Annotated in this window: 13 protein-coding genes; 5 read left to right on the top strand and 8 right to left on the bottom strand. The window is 65.3% G+C overall.

Features of this window, described 5'->3' with window-relative positions:
- Positions 1–48: 48 nt before the first annotated feature.
- From BLT71_RS12275 to BLT71_RS12255, 5 genes are read right to left on the bottom strand one after another with little or no spacing between them, the layout of a single operon-like run.
- Positions 49–1,263, bottom strand: coding sequence for a hypothetical protein (locus BLT71_RS12275; RefSeq protein WP_091720661.1), 1,215 nt, complete (start codon positions 1,261–1,263; stop codon positions 49–51).
- Entirely contained in the window at positions 1,257–2,546 is a 1,290-nt protein-coding gene (locus BLT71_RS12270; RefSeq protein ID WP_091720659.1) for a glucarate dehydratase family protein, read from the bottom strand. Before BLT71_RS12270 ends, BLT71_RS12275 begins: the two co-directional genes overlap by 7 nt.
- Positions 2,547–2,587: 41 nt before the next feature.
- Positions 2,588–3,505 carry a carbohydrate ABC transporter permease gene (locus BLT71_RS12265; RefSeq protein ID WP_091720656.1) on the bottom strand — a complete coding sequence of 306 codons (918 nt, stop codon included), beginning with the start codon at positions 3,503–3,505 and terminating at the stop codon, positions 2,588–2,590.
- On the bottom strand, positions 3,502–4,452 hold the full coding sequence (locus BLT71_RS12260) for a carbohydrate ABC transporter permease (protein WP_091720653.1): 951 nt from the start codon (positions 4,450–4,452) through the stop codon (positions 3,502–3,504). Before BLT71_RS12260 ends, BLT71_RS12265 begins: the two co-directional genes overlap by 4 nt.
- Positions 4,449–5,780, bottom strand: coding sequence for an ABC transporter substrate-binding protein (locus BLT71_RS12255; protein ID WP_091720651.1), 1,332 nt, complete (start codon positions 5,778–5,780; stop codon positions 4,449–4,451). Before BLT71_RS12255 ends, BLT71_RS12260 begins: the two co-directional genes overlap by 4 nt.
- Before the next feature lie 100 nt (positions 5,781–5,880).
- Here BLT71_RS12255 and BLT71_RS12250 point away from each other — a divergent pair, with 100 nt between their 5' ends.
- The 3 genes from BLT71_RS12250 (at position 5,881) to BLT71_RS12240 (ending at position 9,233) form a co-directional block, all read left to right on the top strand.
- The gene (locus BLT71_RS12250; protein ID WP_091720648.1) at positions 5,881–6,714 is read left to right on the top strand and encodes an NAD-dependent epimerase/dehydratase family protein; all 834 of its coding nucleotides are present in this window, start codon (positions 5,881–5,883) and stop codon (positions 6,712–6,714) included.
- Positions 6,715–6,754: 40 nt separating this feature from the next.
- Positions 6,755–7,564, top strand: coding sequence for an IclR family transcriptional regulator (locus BLT71_RS12245; RefSeq protein WP_091720646.1), 810 nt, complete (start codon positions 6,755–6,757; stop codon positions 7,562–7,564).
- Between the two features lie 154 nt (positions 7,565–7,718).
- A complete protein-coding gene (locus tag BLT71_RS12240; RefSeq protein WP_231994287.1) occupies positions 7,719–9,233 on the top strand; it encodes a flotillin family protein in 1,515 nt (504 codons plus the stop codon).
- A 75-nt stretch (positions 9,234–9,308) separates the two neighbouring features.
- On the opposite strand, the gene BLT71_RS12235 is transcribed toward BLT71_RS12240, so the two are convergent.
- Positions 9,309–10,364: a zinc-dependent alcohol dehydrogenase family protein gene (locus BLT71_RS12235; RefSeq protein WP_091720642.1), complete on the bottom strand. Its 1,056-nt coding sequence runs from the start codon at positions 10,362–10,364 to the stop codon at positions 9,309–9,311.
- A 329-nt stretch (positions 10,365–10,693) separates the two neighbouring features.
- On the opposite strand from BLT71_RS12235, the gene BLT71_RS12230 reads away from it, so the two are divergent.
- Positions 10,694–12,187 carry a DUF5129 domain-containing protein gene (locus tag BLT71_RS12230; protein ID WP_091720639.1) on the top strand — a complete coding sequence of 498 codons (1,494 nt, stop codon included), beginning with the start codon at positions 10,694–10,696 and terminating at the stop codon, positions 12,185–12,187.
- Positions 12,188–12,283: 96 nt separating this feature from the next.
- Positions 12,284–12,721: a DUF1003 domain-containing protein gene (locus tag BLT71_RS12225; protein ID WP_172829966.1), complete on the top strand. Its 438-nt coding sequence runs from the start codon at positions 12,284–12,286 to the stop codon at positions 12,719–12,721.
- On the opposite strand, the gene BLT71_RS12220 is transcribed toward BLT71_RS12225, so the two are convergent.
- Positions 12,718–13,473, bottom strand: coding sequence for a DUF4386 family protein (locus BLT71_RS12220; protein ID WP_091720634.1), 756 nt, complete (start codon positions 13,471–13,473; stop codon positions 12,718–12,720). The two genes, BLT71_RS12225 and BLT71_RS12220, sit on opposite strands and share 4 nt — an antisense overlap.
- Before the next feature lie 5 nt (positions 13,474–13,478).
- A complete protein-coding gene (locus BLT71_RS12215) occupies positions 13,479–13,979 on the bottom strand; it encodes a GyrI-like domain-containing protein (RefSeq protein ID WP_091720632.1) in 501 nt (166 codons plus the stop codon).
- Positions 13,980–13,988: the final 9 nt, after the last annotated feature.

Raw genomic sequence — 13,988 nt, 5'->3', positions numbered from 1 at the left:
TGTTCTCCCATGCCTCGATAAAAACTGGCCCTGACGTATGGCACCAACCTACCGAACGTCGCGTTGCCGCAGTGCCCCGTCATCGCGCAGCATCGTGACCGCCCCGCCGATGGCGCCAAGCCGGCGGGTCGAGGCCAGCCCCAGGTGGTAGACGTGGAGTTCGTCGGCTCCGGCTTCCGCAAGGCTCTCCCATTCAGCGGCGAGGTGGCCGGCGTCGGCACGTTTGGGCGGCAGGGCCAGCACGTACGCGCCTACGCGGGCCTGCGGCGCGGCGGCCTTGAGTGCCCGGACCGCGGCGACACCCTGGTCCGATTCTCCCCAGCAGGCGACGACGGCGGTCACCTGGTCCATCAGCGGCCACAGTTTGCTGCGGCGCAAGGAAGCCGTGGCGACAAAGGGGCCCGTGGACCAGGGGTCCGGCGATGCATGTAAGGAAATCCGTGGAGCGGCACCGGACGCGTCGATGGCTGCGAGGCACTCATCCAGCAATGCAGCTGCCGCATCCCAGCGGATGTCCAACAGCGGGAGGAAATCGGCCGCTCCAGGCGCCGTTTCAGGCGTCTCGGTATGATCTTCCGCCAACAGGACGGCGCTGCGGACCTGGCTCCGGTACTCCTGCACCGGCAAACCGCGGGCTTCGCAGGCGGCAATGCAGGCAGTGCAGAAACACAGCGAAAGGAGCGCTTGGACCCGCGGGGAGTATTCCGCGCCTTCGGTTTTTTCATGTTGGTTTTGGTGGCCGAAACCCAGCGGACCGATGGCCTCCAGGACCAGGCCGTCCGGCTGTCCCTCCGCCAGTACCTGTGCCACCAGGGCGGCCGCGTACGTCCGGACCTGCGGCTGCGACGGGCAGAGGGCATAGCGGTACACCTCGCCAAAGGCGTTGCGGACGCACAGATCTGGGTTGTTGCCTCCCGCTGCGCTTGAGTGCGTCAGGACTGTCCAGGCGTCCACCGGCAGGCCCAGGCCGCGGACCACGGCGGCCGCGCCGGCAAAGGAGTTCGCCGTTCCCGTCCACCCTTTGGCAGAGGCGGGAACCAACGCCTGGTCTGCAAACGCGGCTCCGGCCGGCACGTACAGCGCCGCGGTTCGGGCATCCACCACGCGCCGGTCCGGATGGCGGGGGGTGCCGGCCCGGACCGAATGGTAGGCCGCAGCCAACGCCACCCGGTCCACTCCGGCAGTGCCCAGCCATGCCGGCGCGGCCGGATCCCCCAGGACATCCCAGGGATAGAGGTAGCCGATGGCCTGCGGGGCTACCACCGGGGCAGATCCGCCGTGTATTCGGGCATGAACCGCTGCATGTAGCCGGTATCGTCCCTGGCCGTCATTTTCGCATCAAGGTACTGCTGGTGCAGCTCGGCCAGTTTGTCCCGGTCCAGCTCAACGCCCAGGCCAGTGCCGGTGGGAACGCGCACGCTGCCGTCAACAAAGCGGAGGGCGCCCGGCTTGACCACGTCGTTGTGCCCGTTCCACGGGTAGTGGGTATCGCAGGCGTAGGTCAAGGCCGGGGTAGCGGCGGCAACGTGGACCATTGCTGCCAGGCTGATGCCCAGGTGTGAGTTGGAGTGCATGGACAATCCTATGCCGAAGGTCTGGCAGAGGGTTCCCAGCTCGCGGGTGTGCCGGAGGCCGCCCCAGTAGTGGTGGTCGCCCAGGATAACCTGAACGGAATCCAGCTCCACACTGCGCTTGATGTGGTCGAACGCCACCACGCACATGTTGGTGGCCAGCGGCATGGAAGCGGCGGCCGCCACCTCGCCCATGCCCTCCAGCCCGGGCGTGGGGTCCTCCAGGTATTCAAGCAGTCCATCGGTTTCGCGGGCCACCCATTGCGACGTTTCCACGGTCCAGGCCGTGTTAGGGTCCAGCCGCAGCGGCAGCTTCGGGAACGCTTCCCGCAGGGCTTTGATGGCTTCGATTTCCTGCGCGGGCGGAAATACGCCGCCCTTGAGCTTGATGGACTTGAACCCGTATTCGCCGATCATTTTCTGCGCCTGGCGGACAAGGCCCGCAGGGTCCAGGGCCTCGCCCCACTCATCGGTGATGGCAGGCTTGCCATCCAGGGCGGGGTGCTCCGCCCATTTGTAGAACAGATAGGCGCTGAAGGGAACTTCGTCCCGGACGGTTCCGCCCAGCAGTTCGCTGACGGTCCTGCCCGTGGCGTGGCCCTGGATGTCCAGCGCCGCCACCTCGAAGGCCGAGAAGACGGCAGCCTTTTCGAAGGAGGAGAGACTGGGGTCCAGCGCCCCGGTGATCAGCTGTTCCATCACGGAGGTGTCAAACACGCCCAGGCCTTTGATGGCGTTGGCGCCAACGGCAAGGTTTTCCAGCCGGCTCTGGCCGCCGGCGCATTCGCCCAGGCCCAGCAGGCCGTTGGCGGTCCTGACCTCGATGATCACCCGGTGGACCAGCGGTTCGTGCACTCCCACGGCGTTCAGCAGTGGCGGGTCGGAAAATGCAATGGGCGTAATGGTGATCTCGGTGATTTTCAGGTCCGCCGCGGTGGGGGTGGGCGCGGCGGGCAGGGTGGTGCTGGTTTTCATGGAACTACTTTCGTGGGAGGTGCGAAACGGCCGGGCCGGACCTAGCCTTTGGTGGCGCCCGAGGTGATGCCGCGGATCATGGAGCGCTGCAGGAAGAGGTACACCAGCAGGCTGGGGACCATAGCCATCACGGCGCCGGCCAGCAGGACGCCGGGACCAACGGTGGTGTCGTTGCGGAGCACGGAGAGGGCAACGGTCAGGGTGTAATCGCTCGGATCGTTGGCGGCGATGAGGGGGAGCAGGTACTGGTCCCACACCATCATGAAGCCGAAGATCCCTATGACGCCAAGGGCCGGCTTGCACAGAGGCAGGATGATGGTGAACAGCATCCGGAATTCGCCCACACCGTCCAGGCGTGCGGCTTCCTCGATTTCCGCCGGGATCTCCTTCATGAATTCGCTCATGATGAAGATGGAGAAACCCCAGATGCCCACCGGCAGGATGACGGCCAGGACAGTTCCGCGCAGGCTGATACCCAGCAACGGCAGATCCCCGAGGACCAGCGAGAGGGGAATGCCGATGACTTCCTCCGGCAGCATCATGGTCAGCAGGACCAGGAGCATCACCAGGGCCTGGCCGCGGAACTTCCGCCGGCTCAGGCTGTATGCGGCAAACACGGAGACTGTCATCTGCAGGAGCAACCCGCCGCCGGCAACCACCAGTGAATTGAGGAGGTAGCCCCACAGGCCCTGCTGCGCTGCGGCTTCGAAGTTGGCCGTGGTGAAGGTCTTGGGCAGCAGCGTGATTTCCGTGGGGCTGCTGTTCCTGTCAAACGCGCCGGAGATGATCGCGGCGAACGGCAGGGCGAAGATGCAAAACACCAGGATGCAGAGCAGGATGCGCAGCACCATGTTAGTGCCGAAGCCGGGGGACCAGCCCAGGGCTGAGTCGAAGCGCGAGGCCGACGACGGCCGCCGGCCCTGCGGAGCAGTACGGGTTTGTGTGCCGGTCTGGCTCATCGGTGTGCCTTCCTTCGTGCCAGGAGTTGGGTGCCCACCGTGAGCAGAAGGGTGACCACCAGCAGCAGGACCGCCGCGGCGGAAGCCACCCCGATGTCATTGCGCTGGAAACCAAGCGAGTACATCCGGGTCATCCAGACTTCGGTGGATCCGGCCGGTCCACCGCCGGTCAGCACATAGACCTCGGTGAAGCTGCGCAGGCTGCGGATGGCGGCCAGGGTCAGCACAATCACGATCGAGGGCCGCAGCGCCGGCAAGGTGATGTAGCGCAGCCGCTGCCAGATGGTGGCGCCGTCCACGCCTGCCGATTCGTAGAGTGTCCGGTCGATTCCGGTCAGACCGGCCAGGATGATCACCATGTTGTACGGCGCTCCACTCCAGATGCCGACGACGGCGATGGACCAGAGTGCGGTGTCCGTGCCGTTGAGGAACTGCAGCGGTTCCAGGCCCACCCAGCCAAGGATGGTGTTCAGGGGTCCGTCGGCAGTGGGGAAGTAAAGGATCCGCCAGATCTCACCGACCACGGCGAGCGCGGTGACCACCGGGAGGAAGATGGCGGTGCGCAGGACCCACAGAGACCTTGCCTGGCCCTCCAGCAGAAGGGCCAGGCCGAAGCCCACCACCAGGGCGCCGAGGGTCTGGGCAAGGCCCAGGACCACAGTGTGCCCCAGGGCATCCATAAACCGGGCATCGGTGAGGACGTTGACGTAGTTGTCGAAGCCAACAAAAACGTCGCCCAGGAACGGCTGGACCTTGAACAGGCTCAGCCGCACCCCCTCGAACATGGGGATGAACTTGAAGTAAAGGCCCAGGACAGCTGCCGGCAGCAGGAACAGCCAAATCGCCAGCATCTGCTTTCCGTTGACCTGCCGCCGGCGTTCGGGCAGCTGTTTGCCGCCCTTGGCGGCTGCCCGCGTTTGTGCCGGCTTGGTTGGCGTGACGGTCATGACTTGGCGTTCTGCTTCGTCAGCTCGTCATTGATGGCGGTATCGAGGTCCTTCAGGCCGGAGGCTATGTTGTCCGAGCCGCAGTCCGAGACGATTTTGTTCAGCGACTCGGCCACTGCCTGCTTGACGGGAACGAAGTTGATGGCGGACGGGAACGCCTTGGAGGAGTTCTTCAGGGCGTCCTGCACCACCCCCCAGCGGGGATCGTTGTAGACGGCGGCAGCGTCGACGTCGGCGTTGACCGGTACGCGGACGATCGGCTGCTTGCCGGCCGTCATGCCGGCCTTCTGGCCGTCCGTGGAGACCAGGTAGTTGATGACCTGCTTGGTCTGCTCCGGCTTGCCGTTGCTGGCCGTGACGTAGATGTTTTCGCCTTCAGCCAGGACGGTGTTGTCGACGGAGCCCTTGGGGGCCTCGATGACTTCGTACGTGTCCTTGCCCAGGGCGGTATCGAACGATGAGAAGTTGTAGGGCCCGGTGAGGATGATGCCGGTTTTGCCGGTCTGGAAGAAGGGCGACGCCACGCTGGTGGCTGCCGTCAGGGCGCCTGGCTGGACGTTCCCTGCGGTGCAGAACTGCTGCTTGACCCAGGTGACACCCTTTTGGGCCTCGGCGCTGGAGGCCGTGGCGGAGTATTTTCCGTCACCCTCGTCCTTGAGGTAGGAACCACCGTCCTGCCAGATGTAGGAGGAGGCCCACCAGCCAAGGTAGCCGCGTTCGGTGGAACCGGGGACGGTCATGCCGTAGGTATCGGCCTGGCCGTTGCCGTCAGGATCCTGGGTGGCGAAGGCTTCCGCCAGGGCAGCGAGGTCTTCCTGGGTCTTGGGGACCGGCAGGCCCAGCTTTTCGCGCCAGTCCTTGCGGATCATGGTGATCATCGTCTGGCGGGAGAAGGGAACGCCGTAGGTTGCGCCATCGAGGCCCTTTGCCTCGTCCCACAGGGAGTCGGCAATTTTGTCATTGCCCTCCACGGAGGACTTGTCCAGCGTCTTCAGGTAGCCCTGGGCGGTGTAGTTGCCCAGTGCGGCGGAGTCGTTGATGACGATGTCCGGGAGCTTCTTGGACGCGGCGCGGGTCTGGAGCTGCTGGTCAAGGTCCGGGACGCCCTGGAAGTTGACCTGCACGCCGGTCTTGGCGGTGAAGTCCTTGAAAAGGGCGGCATACGTGGTGGCGGCGTCGGTGCCCGCGCGGGCCCAGACCTCGATGGGCTGGCCGTCATCTGTTGCTGCCGGAGCGGACGAGCCTACACCGCAGCCCGTGAGGACGGCGGCAGTGGCGATGCTTAGTGCCACAGCGGCCCGGGAGCGGGTGATCTTCTTCGAATCCACTCTGATTCTCCTTTTTACATATGTAAATTACTGTTATCCTGTGAAACGTACTTCATGAGAGTATGATCACACTCACAGGCTGTCAACCGTCGGAGGAATCTTGCCCGCAGCACCCAAACCCCAGATCATCGCCCTCACCGGCGGGGCCGGAATGATGGCAACACTGCTGCGGCCCTACCTGGTGGAAGCCGGCCATACGGTCCGCCTGCTGGACCTGGCGGAGGCCGCGGATCCCGCACCCAGCGAGACTGTTTACGTGGGCTCGGTGGCCGATCCTGACTTTATGCGTGCTGCGCTGGCCGGCGTCTCTGCCGTGATCCACCTCGGCGGGCTGCACCGGGAGAAGGAATGGGCTGAACTGGTGGCGACGAACATCACCGGCACCCAGGTGACCCTGGAGGCGGCGCGGCTCAACGGCGTCGAACGCGTCCTGCTGGCGAGTTCCACCCACGCCGTGGGCTTCCATCCGACGGCCGATGCGGCGAATGACACGGTCCTGATCCCGCGCCCCGACACCTACTATGGCGTCAGCAAAGCGGCGGTGGAGGCGCTCGGCAGCCTGTATGCGGACAAATACGGCATGAAGGTGGTCAGCGCCAGGATCGGCACCGGCGGTGACCGTCCGGGCAACCTCAGGACCCTGGGCTCCTGGTTGTCCCCGGCTGACTCGTACCGCCTGGTGGAAGCCACGTTGAATGACCGTGGCGCTCCCGGCCACCACGTGGTGTGGGCCGTATCCGCCAATACCCGCGGCTGGGCCAGTCTTGCCGCCGGCCGGGCCATCGGGTTCGAGCCCCGCGACGATGCGGAGGCTTTCGCCGGTGAGGTGGATGCTGCGGCCGGTGACACGTGGGCGGGCCTGCTTGGCGGCTTCTGGGCCACTGATGGCCATAAAGTAGGCATGGATAACTACCCGCACCTGGCCGCGAAGTGAACCGCCGCGCGCCGGGGCTGTGGCGGAAGGGGAAGTAGTGATGTCACCGCTGGAAGCACCGTCCGGTTCCGCCAACGGAACGGCCGGGGACGTGAAACTGGTCAAGTCCGCGGAGCGGACCATAGCGATCCTCGAACTCGTGGCGGCAGCTCCACAGCCGCTGACCACGGCGGAGATCTTCAAGCTGACGGGGTACCCCCGCTCCAGCCTGCACTGGCTCCTGCTGACGCTGCTTGAACTGAACTGGATCGAGCAGACCCCGGAAGGCGCCTACCGGATCGGCACGCACGCGCTGCTATGCGGCACGGCCTACCTTGACCGGGATCCCGTCATGGAGCACGTCTCCGGCATTCTCGAAAAAGTGCGCAATGCAACCAGCTTCACCACGCACTATGCCCGGCTGGACCGCTCCGACGTTATCTACCTGGCGACGCGCCAGGCGGTGGACCGCCGCCGGCTCTCGTCGCGCGTTGGCCGCAAGCTGCCTGCACAGGTGACGGCGCTGGGCAAGGCGATTCTCTCGGAGTACACCGACGATGAGGTGCTGCAGCGGCTTGGACCGGGCCCTTACACGCAATTGACGCCCAAGACAGTGACTGGCTTCGATGCCCTGCAAACTGAACTGGCCGAATTCCGGAAGACAGGGCACGCGGTGGAATGGGAGCAGAATACCGTGGGGCTCTGCTGCGTCAGCGTCGTGGTCCCGTACCGCATTCCGGGAACGGATGCGATGAGCTGTTCGATTCCTGTCGAACTGGCCACCGACGACGTCCTCGTCGGGACGGTGGCGACCCTGCAATCTGCGGCCGCGGAACTGGCGCGGACCCTGCGTACTGCTGGCATCCGCTAGCCCGCCCGCCGTCGTACGTCCTGGTCGGCGGCTCTGAAGCGCAGGACTCTACCGGCCGCCACACCGGCAGGATTCACTCCGCAGGCTTTGGCACGTAAAGTGACTGGAGAAATTCAACATGTGAATAAGGGGAGAAATGATTATTGGGGGAACCATGGTGATCGTTTTGATCGCCGGAGCAGCAGTGGTGCTGCTGCTCATCGCGGGATTCATTTTCTATACCAAGAGCATCCGGTTCGCGAAGCCCAACGAGGCGATGCTGATTACCGGCAAGAGCGATCCGAACACCACGAACGAAACCTCCGATGACCAGTCGAGGGTCATCATCAACAACAGGGCGTTCGTCAATCCCATCACCGAGCGCGTCAGCCACATCTCGCTGTCCTCACGCCAGGTTGAGGTGACCATCGAGGCGATTTCCAACAACGGCATCCAGCTCAAGCTGACAGGTGTTGCCCAGGTCAAGGTCGGGGGCGACAAGGTCTCGGTCCGCAAGGCCGCGCAGCGGTTCCTGGACCAGCAGGACGCCATCGACCACTACACGCAGGAGACGCTGTCCGGCTCACTGCGCTCGATCGTTGGCACTCTGAGCGTTGACGCGATCATCAAGGACCGCGCGCAGTTCGCGGCCTCGGTCAAGGAGGAAGCTGAACACTCCATGACCAACCAGGGCCTGGTGATCGACACGTTCCAGATCAAGTCCGTGGACGATACCGGCGGCTACCTGAAGAACCTGGGGCGTCCCGAAGCCGCGCTGGTGGCCCGCAACGCGAGCATCGCCGAGGCCAATTCACAGCGCGAGGCTGCTGAGGCAAAAGCCCTTGCGGACCAGAAGACGGCTGAGGCTGAGCAGAAGCTGGCGCTCCGCCGCGCTGAACTCAAGCAGGAAACCGATGCCCGCCAGGCTGAGGCCGACGCTGCCGGCCCGCTGGCCCAGGCTGACCAGCAGGAAGCCATCATCCTGAAAAACCAGCAGGTGGTGGCACGCCAGGCGGAACTCCGTGAAAAGGAACTCGACATTGAGGTCCGCAAGCCCGCCGACGCCGCCAAGTACAAGGTGGAAACGGAAGCCGCAGCTGATCTTTCCCGCCGTACCCGGATCTCCGAAGCCACCAAGGTGGAGGCAGCCGCCGAGCTGGAGACCCGGAAACTGCGGGCCGCCGGCAACGAGGTGGAAGCCCAGGCGCTGGCTGCCGCCAACACCGCCAAGGGCAACGCGGAAACGGAGATCAACAAGATCCGTGGCCTGGCCGAGGCGGAAGTCACCAAATCGCAGGGTATCGCCGAAGCAGACGTCATCGGGCTGCGGGGCAAGGCCGAGGCAGAGGCTATCGAAGCCCAGGCCAAGGCGTACAGCGAGTTCAACGAGGCAGCCATCCTGAACAAGCTGCTGGAAGTACTGCCGTCCATCGCCAAGGAAATCGCGGCCCCGATGGGTGCCATCAGCAACATGACGGTCATCTCGAACGACGGCGCCGGGCAGGTGAGCAGGAACGTTTCCTCAGGTGTCCACGAAACCGCCCAGCTGCTCAAGGACACCACTGGATTTGACGTCATCCAGATGCTGAAGGGATTCGGCCAGCCAGCGGCGGCCACAACCTCGGTTGGTTCAGCCGGCAACGGCAAGTCCCCGGACCAGGCCACACCGCGCGGCCCCGGGCAGGACTAAACACCGCCATCCCTGAAACGCCGCGGTCCGTTCCCACGGGCCGCGGCGTTTCTTGCATGTCCTGTCCGGCGGACTTCAACGCGTAATGACCACCTTCAGGGCCTGTGTCTCGGCCGCCCGGCTGAACGTTTCGTACGCGTCCATGAACTGGTCGAAGCTGAAGTGGTGGGTGGCAAACTTCTCCGCAGGCAGCTTCTTCTGGGCCACAAGCCGCAGGAGCATGGGGGTGGTGTTGGCATTGACGAGGCCCATGCTGATATTGATGTTCTGGATCCACAGCCGTTCCAGGTGCAGCTCCACCGGTTTGCCGTGCACGCCCACGTTGGCCACGTTGCCGCCCGGGCGGACAATTTCGGTGCACATGTCGAACGTGGCGGGAATCCCCACGGCTTCGATGGCCACGTCCACGCCCAGCCCGTCCGTGTGCGCGAGTACCTGGCTCTTCCAGTCGGCGTCTGAGGACACCACCACCTGAGTCGCACCAAAGCTTCGGGATTGCTCCAGCCGGTTCCGGTCCAGGTCCACAGCGATGATGCCGGCGGCCCCGTAAAGCCCGGCGGTGGCAATTGCCGCCAGCCCCACCGGTCCTGCCCCCACCACAGCCACGGTATCGCCGGGCTTCACCCGGCCGTACTGGACACCGATTTCGAAACCCGTGGGGAAGATGTCCGAGAGCATGACGGCCTGCTCATCGCTGACCCCGGCCGGCAGCAGGTGCAGCGAATTCTCCGCATACGGCACCCGGACGTACTCCGCCTGCGTCCCGTCAATCAGGTGGCCGAAGATCCAGCCGATGCCCGGGGCGCCCTCGTCACCGAGGCAGTGCGAATACAGGCCTGTTTTGCAGTTGGCGCAGTGGCCGCAGGATTTGATGCAGGAGATGATCACCCGGTCCCCGGGCTTGAGGCTGGTGACGGACGAACCGACCTCCGTGATGGTGCCGACGCCTTCGTGCCCAAGGATCCGGCCCTCCTGCACAGCGGGCACATCACCCTTGAGGATATGGAGGTCCGTCCCGCAGATCGTGGTGGTGTCCACCCTGACAATCGCGTCGCCGGGGTTCCGGATGGCCGGATCCGGTACCTCCGTCCAGGACTTCTTTCCGGGGCCGCCGTAGACAAGCGCTTTCATCTCTGGTCCTTGCTGTTGGGTGCGTTACCGAATCGCGTGGTGGTGCGCCGATGCACGGCCTGCCTGCGCCGCGCCCCTCCTTGCCTGCGGAACAGGACGCGTCACGGGCCTTAATCATGGAAGACCGGTTCTTCCGCGGAAAGGGTCTTAGGACCCGGGATCCCGGACCCTGTCCTGCACCCCCGGCGATGCTGCGGGACCAAGGACCCTGGAATCGCGGGATGATCCGGGTGACCCTTGAACCCAGCGCCCGGAAGTTCTGTTCCCGCTGGTCAGGAGTGTTGCCCGCTGATACGAATGGACCAGGACAACTTCGATGGGGGTCACGGATGCCGCTGACAATAAACGACACTTCCCGGCGCCGGGAAGCCGTGCCAAGGATGGCGGGCTTGCTGCTGTTCCTGGCCGCGCTGATGCTCGGCACCGCAGCCCCGGCGCTCGCGGTTCCGCCGTCATCCGTGGTGGTTGAGGACACCGCCGGAGTGCTTGACCGGAACACCCTGGTCCCGGCTGTTGAATCAATTGACTTCCACGAGCCCACCACCGTTGCGCTTTACACCTACAACGGGCGGGCCGAAGACAACCTCAACGAGGAAGTGCTGCGGTTCGCCCGCTCCGAGCATCCGGAATGGATCAGCGCAGACGGGCAGAAGTGGGCGGACGGGCTGTTCATCTTTGCCCTGGACCCCGTGGGCCGCCACGTGGGGACGTACATGGGTGAAGACCGCAAGGTGTCGCTCGAGCAGCGCAGCGACATCCAGGACGCCACCAAGGAACTGTTCCGGGACGCCCAGTGGACGGACGGCACCATCGCCGGGATCCGGCGTGCCGCGCAGCTGATCAACCAGCCGTGGTACCAGTCGGCTGCCTTCCTAATAACAGCCTGGGTCACCGGCGGGATCGCCGCCCTCGGCGCCGGCGCCTGGCTGATCGTGCGCACTGTGACCAGGTCCGCCAGCCGCAAAGAGATTGAACGCGGAGACCGGAGCTACGCCAGCGTCAGCATGGACCTGGACGTCACGGAGCTCAACGCCGGCACCATCCCGGAATCCTCCCGCTACGGCAGCCAGGTCCTGGAAAAGCACCGCACGTTCCTGAACCGGTACACCGCGGCCACCGATCTTTCCAACAGGGTGCACGCGCTCAGCCAACGCTCACTGGGCCGGCGCGGGAACCTCAAAATCACCCGCGAATACGCAGATGCCGCCACCGAACTCGATGCACTCGATGACGTCATCGCGGACACGAACGCCTTCCTCAACCGGGCCGCCACCTGGCCTGCCGCCTGGGACCGGCAACTCGCGCCCTTCCGCAGCGACCTGTCCGGGCTGGAGCAGCTGCTGACCAAGCACCACGGGCAGGGGGACTCGGCCACCGCGGCGGCACTGCGGTCTTTCCGGGACCACAGCCTGCGGGACATCGAGGGTTGGACCGCGGAACTGGCCGAGGAACGGATCACCCCCGAAACGGCGCTGGACCGCCTCAACGAGGCACGCAGCAGGCTGGCGGGGCTCCTGGAGAACCACGCCGCAACGGTGATAGCCGGCTTCGCGAAGAACGAACGCGAAGCGAAACTGATGCGCGAGCAGATGGAGGCTGCCCAGGACGGCCTGGGGCGCAGCCAGCGCCGGACCTATGAGCCCAGCATCCTGGGAACCGTCTACCCGTCCTACCACTTCTTCAACGTCGCGGCCTTCAGCTCGGGACTCAACACCGGCCTCAACAGTGTCAACTCCGCGCGGGGCGGCGGCGGAAGCACCACCACTGGTTACGGAAGCAGCGGCGGCAGCTTCTCGGGCTCCGGAAGTTCTTCCAGTTTCTGACGCTGGGGAGGCTCGGCCGGGGACCGGCGTCCCGGGCGCGATCTGTCGCCGCCAAAAGCCGGGCTATTTGTTGCCGCGGCCGCATACCCTTGGCTCATGAGCGAGCGCAGAACTACGTGGCACGCCCGGCACAAAGAGGGCCTTAGCCGGGGCGAGCGGGCGGCGGACGTCCTCCGGAACGGGATGGGCAGCTGGACATTTGTGGGTCTCTTCATGGCCTTCATGGCGGCATGGGCTGCCGTGAATACCTATCTGCTGACGGCCACTGCCTGGGATCCGTACCCGTATATCCTCCTGAACCTCTTCCTCTCCATGCTGGCGGGCCTGCAGGGGGCCATCCTCCTCATTGCCGCCAAACGGCAGGATGCGATTGCGGCAGCCATGGCACGGCACGACCTTGAGACGGACATGCAGTCGAAAGGGGAAATCGACCGGCTGATGGCCATCAACAGCCAGCAGCTTGAGTTGCTGGAGGAGCTGCGGACGCTCCTGAATCAGCGGGGTACGACGCCGGAGGGCGGGGTCCGCTCCTAGGGCTCCGCGGGTGCGCGGTGCTGTTCGGCGGGGACCGGCATCCGGATCAGCGCAATGCCGGTGGCAACAAACCACGCCCACAGCAGTATGCCGTAACCCCAATAGAATTCCGGCACGGCGTAGCGCAGGATTTCACTGGCGACGCCCAGCGCCCCGGTGGCCATGCCCAACCACGCAACCCAGCGGGGGAACTGCCCGGACGGCGAGCGGCCCATCGCGATGGCCATGAGGAGGATGCCCACGGCCGACAATGCACCGACGAGTGCGGGGGTGTTGTTTTCGGCAATGATGGCTTCAGCGGCGGTGGCGAACATCCTCCGGCCCTCAGCTGTGGACGCGGCCATGTAGCGGTCACTGTGGTAGACCAGGTTGAGTGAGCCGCGGCTGCTGACCGGAACGGCCAGGAACAGCGCCCACGGAAGGGCGCCGGCCGCCAGCGCCACCACGCTGAGGCTTTTCTGCGTGGGGAGTACGGCCACGAAGAGCGCGGCGAAGACCAGTACGGCGAGGATGTTCGGCAGGATCCACAGGATCTGCTCGGCAACATAGGCCGCCTTGTGCCCGGCAATGAACTCCAGCGTTTCGGCGCCGCCATCCACCGGGGGCGGCGCGGCGAAGTCCAGGACCAGTGCCGTGATCAGCAGGACCACGTAGAGGATTGCCGCCACCCCTGCGCAGACGAACAGGGGTTTCCACTCCCGGCCGGTGCCTGCGGCGCGGTGGTTCACGGCAGCTGATGGGATGCGGGGCATGGCAGCTAGCCTGTCCGGTCGGCAACAGGCCAAATGATCCTGGTCTCCCACGTGTCCGGGTCCGGTTCCTTCTCCGGGTCGCTGAGGTAGTACTCCCACATGCTGTCGGACGGGGTGAGCCCGTCCGCCTGCATCTGCTGATGGATGGCTCCGTAGGTTTGCCGGAGGGTGTCATAGGGGCCCGTGTGGATCGCTTCCAGGGCATCGGTCTCAGGCAACGTTCCGGCCAAGACGCCATCGGCCGTGGTGAACGTGCCGGTGATGGGGAACCCGGCCTCCACGTCCACGGTTTCGCCGGGCATGCCGTGGTAGCGCGCGAAAGGCGGCCCGGCCGGGGTGGCTCCCTGCCGCTGCGCTGCCGCCAGGACGGTGCCGAAGGCCCGGCCGAAGAACGCCGGGAGCGCATCCATGCGGACCTGTTCACGGACGACGGCGACCGGCTGCTCTGCGAGGTGCACTCTCCGGGGCGGCAGGCCGGCGTCGCCGTTGGTGCTGGAGCTGTTCATGGCACCATG

It is taken from the genome of Pseudarthrobacter equi, assembly GCF_900105535.1.
Lineage (GTDB): Bacteria > Actinomycetota > Actinomycetes > Actinomycetales > Micrococcaceae > Arthrobacter > Arthrobacter equi.
This window is presented reverse-complemented; position numbering and strand designations above follow the sequence as displayed.

Bases quoted from the DNA above. Each gene is read 5' to 3' on its own strand.
- BLT71_RS12235 (WP_091720642.1), bottom strand. From the start codon at position 10,364: ATGAAAGCGCTTGTCTACGGCGGCCCCGGAAAGAAGTCCTGGACGGAG.
- BLT71_RS12240 (WP_231994287.1), top strand. From the start codon at position 7,719: ATGGTGATCGTTTTGATCGCCGGAGCAGCAGTGGTGCTGCTGCTCATC.
- BLT71_RS12265 (WP_091720656.1), bottom strand. From the start codon at position 3,505: ATGAGCCAGACCGGCACACAAACCCGTACTGCTCCGCAGGGCCGGCGG.
- BLT71_RS12270 (WP_091720659.1), bottom strand. From the start codon at position 2,546: ATGAAAACCAGCACCACCCTGCCCGCCGCGCCCACCCCCACCGCGGCG.
- BLT71_RS12245 (WP_091720646.1), top strand. From the start codon at position 6,755: ATGTCACCGCTGGAAGCACCGTCCGGTTCCGCCAACGGAACGGCCGGG.
- BLT71_RS12225 (WP_172829966.1), top strand. From the start codon at position 12,284: ATGAGCGAGCGCAGAACTACGTGGCACGCCCGGCACAAAGAGGGCCTT.
- BLT71_RS12260 (WP_091720653.1), bottom strand. From the start codon at position 4,452: ATGACCGTCACGCCAACCAAGCCGGCACAAACGCGGGCAGCCGCCAAG.
- BLT71_RS12220 (WP_091720634.1), bottom strand. From the start codon at position 13,473: ATGCCCCGCATCCCATCAGCTGCCGTGAACCACCGCGCCGCAGGCACC.
- BLT71_RS12230 (WP_091720639.1), top strand. From the start codon at position 10,694: ATGCCGCTGACAATAAACGACACTTCCCGGCGCCGGGAAGCCGTGCCA.
- BLT71_RS12215 (WP_091720632.1), bottom strand. From the start codon at position 13,979: ATGAACAGCTCCAGCACCAACGGCGACGCCGGCCTGCCGCCCCGGAGA.